This is a genomic window from Kitasatospora sp. NPDC057542, assembly GCF_042801945.1.
In the GTDB taxonomy this organism is placed as follows: Bacteria; Actinomycetota; Actinomycetes; order Streptomycetales; family Streptomycetaceae; genus Kitasatospora.
Genome location: NZ_JBHVFE010000660.1, coordinates 1 through 3,703 on the forward strand (window position 1 = coordinate 1; position 3,703 = coordinate 3,703).

Sequence of the window (3,703 nt, forward strand, 5' to 3'; positions counted from 1 at the left end):
GGTTGGTGCTGGTCATCAGGGGTGGAACTCCTACTCGGGCCCTCTCAGGCTAACCCGACAAAGCGGGATGTCTCACCCAAGGCTGGCAGAGAGGGCTCCCGCCGCCGACCTTGCCGTCCTCCGGCAGAGGATCGCCGACCTGCCAGGCGTGCGCGACGTCAGGCTCTGCAATCCGCCGGCCCACAACTGCCGCTGACCCGATTGGCTCGCCAACCGGGCGACTGTGTCTCACCGCCGCCGTCCAGCATCTCGGTGACACACGCAACGACGCCTCAGCAATGCGAACGGGACTGCTTGCCCGGGACCAAAGCGAACATGGGGAGGGCTTTGGACATCCGGGTCATGGGCGACCACCGTGACCCTCGCGGTGCCCGGCATGACTGGTCACTGCCAGCGGCACGATAGTCCCCAGTTCCAGCCGGTCCTGGAACACATCCGGGCGTCCCACGGGGCGTCGGCAGGCCGCGCTGCCGACCGGTCCGGGTGCGGGCCGACAGGTTCTACGGGTCCCGAGCCAACCGCGATTACCTGCGCAAACACGGGTCCGCTGCACGATTCCGGATAAGTCCGACCAGATCCGCAACCGCAAGAAACCGGGCGGGCCCGTGGTGGCCGCCCGCCGAAGTTCGACAAGGCCGACTACCGCGAGCGTCACGCGGTCGAGTGTGGGATCAATCGGCTCAAGCACCACCGGGCGGTGGCCACGAGATACGACAAGCTCGCCGTCCGCTACGAGGCCACCGTCACCATCTCCGTCATCAACGAGGGGCTGTGACAGGGACGCCGTCAGAGCTCGTCTGTGACGCTGCCGTCCGGATGGCGGCGGCTGAAGTACAGGCGCCGCTCGCCGGGCCCCTTCTGCTTCTCGGCGTCGTACATTGGGACGAGCCGCGCCCACGCCTCGGTCTGCTGCGTGACGTGGGCCTGCAGCCAGTCGGTGAACCGGGCGAAGCTCAGGGTGGGCACTTGGCCAGGGCCGCCGCCCTCACAGTACGACCACACCTCGGGATCGGGTCCGGGGCCGCGCAGAAAATCGAACTGGTAACCCTGGTGCATGAGGATGACCCGGTCCGACTCGGCGAGAACGAAGGGGACGTTGTTCTCCGCCAGCAGTTCTCATGCTGACTCTCCTCCGATGCCGCGCTCGTCGAGTTCGGCCTGCCCCGGATGGGCAGGGACGAGAAGAAGGGCTTCGTCCAGTGCCTGGGCCGGCTCCCGAAGACCCACAAGGCCGACGACTTGCCGGTCATGCCGTGCGCAGGCTGAGTTCCACAGCAGCCTGGACGGTGTTCGCCTGGTGGGCGGCCTGGCACGCTACTGGGATCCACGTGGGCCGGAACCGCTGCTCGTACCGGGCGGTCCAGTCCCGCAGCAGGTGGTCGAGACGGTCGGCGACCGGTGCGGTGTGCTCGTCGGCCGGGCCGAGGGCGCGGCGCAGCAGGGCGGCGGTGCGTATGGGTAGGCGGTGGGTCCACAGGGTGATGCCGTCGAGGCGTGCGGGGGTCATGAGGCCGGGTTGCAGGAGGCGTTCTCCGCCGGTGCGGGGGTGCCACTGGTCGGCGAGCTGGCGCAGGGCGGTCAGCGGGGTGTCGGTGGCGCGCAGCAGGGGGGTGTCGGTGAGGTGGGGCAGGGCGGTGTCGAGGAGTTCGGTGATCTGGTGGCCGTGGTGGCGGAGCTGGTCGGCGCAGGCGGTCAGGTGGGCGCGGGCATCGAGGGCCGGTCGGGTCGGGTCGGGGTGCGCGGCCCAGACGGGGACTTCGATGATGAGGGTGTCACCGCCGTGGCGCTGCGGGGTGAACCAGGTGGTGGCCCGCACGCCCCTCTCGGCGGTGTCCGGCTCGTCGCCCGGGCTCCCGGATGCGGGCAGCATGCCGGTGGTGCTCTCCTGCCGGTCGATGTCGCCGGGGTCCATGATGAAAACGCCCGGGCCAGGCTCCCACAGCCAGAACGTGTCGAAGGAACCGGAGTCGACGGGGATACCGAGGCCGGCGGCAGACTTGGCGAACGGTTCGGCGAGGCCGGGCAGGTCGCGGGTGGCCTGAACGAAGGTGCCGCCGACATCGGTGGAGTGGAGGGAGAACTGCAGACGCGGACGCAATTCGTCGATCAGGTCAAGGAGGATACGACTCTCGGGCAGGCCAGCGCCGACAGCCGGGGCCCACTCAGGCTGCTCCTCGGCGACGGGGCGAAAGAAGGCCGCGAAGTAGGCGGGCAGGGTGCGGGCATGACGGCTCTCCTCCGCCAGATGGGCGCCATCGGGGTCGAGACAGAGCAGGAAGTTCCAGGTAACCCCGGAGCGCAGGGTCGGCTGCGCCAGGACGCGGTGGGCCAGTTCCAGGACGCTCGCGCGGCCGGAGAACTCGTCGGCGTGGGCGCCGGAGACGACCAGGACATGGTCGACGGCGCGGCCGACAGTCAGGAGCAGCAGGGGGCGCCCGGCGCGGGAGGTTCCGAGGGTGCGCACGCGGCACAGGTCCGGGTGCCGGTCGGCCAGCTGGCGTGCGGCGTCGGCGAGTTCGTCCAGCGCGGGGTAGCGGTCGTCGAGCACGGCCCTGCCCGCGGTGGTCGAAGCGTCGGTGAACATGATGGTCCTCCCCGTCGGTGCGAGCCTGTCCTGGTGTGCGTCCATGCGAAGGGGTGGCCGCCCCGGGCCGGGCTGGGGCGTGTTGACGACGCCTGGCCCGGCCTGCTGCTCAGCCCTCGCTCGGGCCGCTGACCTCGGTGGTCCCCCGACCCTCCCCAACGTCCGGCGTCTTCGATCCCGTCACGGGTTCGGTTCGCCGGAATAGGAGGACCGACCGAACACGCGGGCCACCCAGCCGTCGAGCTGGACTCCGAACTCCCGAGCTGAAGCGATACCCGAAGCCGGAAGGGCGCCAGCGTCGTCCATGCTGGCGACGTAGTCGACATCGGCCCAGCCACCACGGAACAGCACCACCGACAGCTCAGCCTCCGCCGGGCCCGAGATGAGCACACCAACGGAGTCAGGATCGTTCACCACCGACCTGTCCGTCTCAAACCGCTGAGTCCAGGGCACTGAATGGTCGCGCCAGGTCACCTGACCAACGGTCAGGCCAGCAGCCCGCCACCCCGGCGCCCGATCAGCTACTTCTGCAGCCGCCTCATCAAGATCAATAACTCGTTCCATGGACAGATCATGGTTCATGCCCGGCGCACTGTGCCACCGACTTCCGCCAAAGCGACACGACCCAAGCGCTGCCACTTCTCGGCAACATTTCCCGTCGAACAGGCCGACAACCGCTGTCGGGGAAATCGCTGACAAGTGCTGTAGGGGGGCCGTGACGCCTTCTCGCATCCGGGCCGGTGACGCCTTTGGGTAGACCGGCGCGCGACCCTGGCACTCGTGAGTGGTGGTGGTCGCGTGGGCGTCGGACGGATGCCTTGCGGATACCGGGTGCACTGATGCCTCCATCAAGAGCGGCGGCGTCCGGCGTCTTCGCGGCCACCACCACGGTCAACACCGCGTGCTTGATCACTCGTTGGTGTTGGTGGTGCGAGCCCGCCGCACGGTGACCTCTCGTTTCTCCCGAGTCGCAGAGCTCCCGAGGAGACCGGGGCCCGTGGGGTGCGCTGGTGCCACGAACGGCTAGCCTGCGCGTTTCACTTGGGGCCGTGTCCGGATCATGAGCGGGAACGCGAAAGTGCCTTCTGAACTGGGATGATGAGGCTTGTCTAAGGTCTC

At 68.9% G+C, this 3,703-nt stretch carries 3 protein-coding genes; all 3 read right to left on the bottom strand.

The window, feature by feature from the left end:
- Positions 1-786 precede the first annotated feature (786 nt).
- A complete protein-coding gene (locus ACFU7Y_RS41645) occupies positions 787-1,056 on the bottom strand; it encodes a hypothetical protein (RefSeq protein WP_380771620.1) in 270 nt (89 codons plus the stop codon).
- 190 nt (positions 1,057-1,246) lie between these two features.
- Entirely contained in the window at positions 1,247-2,584 is a 1,338-nt protein-coding gene (locus ACFU7Y_RS41650; protein WP_380771622.1) for a M14 family zinc carboxypeptidase, read from the bottom strand.
- A gap of 180 nt (positions 2,585-2,764) precedes the next feature.
- Positions 2,765-3,166 (bottom strand): hypothetical protein, encoded by a 402-nt coding sequence (locus tag ACFU7Y_RS41655; protein ID WP_380771623.1) that lies wholly within the window; start codon positions 3,164-3,166, stop codon positions 2,765-2,767.
- Between the last annotated feature and the right edge of the window lie 537 nt (positions 3,167-3,703).

Coding starts and splice junctions, on each gene's coding strand:
- ACFU7Y_RS41655 (WP_380771623.1), bottom strand. CDS start 3,166: ATGAACCATGATCTGTCCATGGAACGAGTTATTGATCTTGATGAGGCG.
- ACFU7Y_RS41650 (WP_380771622.1), bottom strand. CDS start 2,584: ATGTTCACCGACGCTTCGACCACCGCGGGCAGGGCCGTGCTCGACGAC.
- ACFU7Y_RS41645 (WP_380771620.1), bottom strand. CDS start 1,056: ATGCACCAGGGTTACCAGTTCGATTTTCTGCGCGGCCCCGGACCCGAT.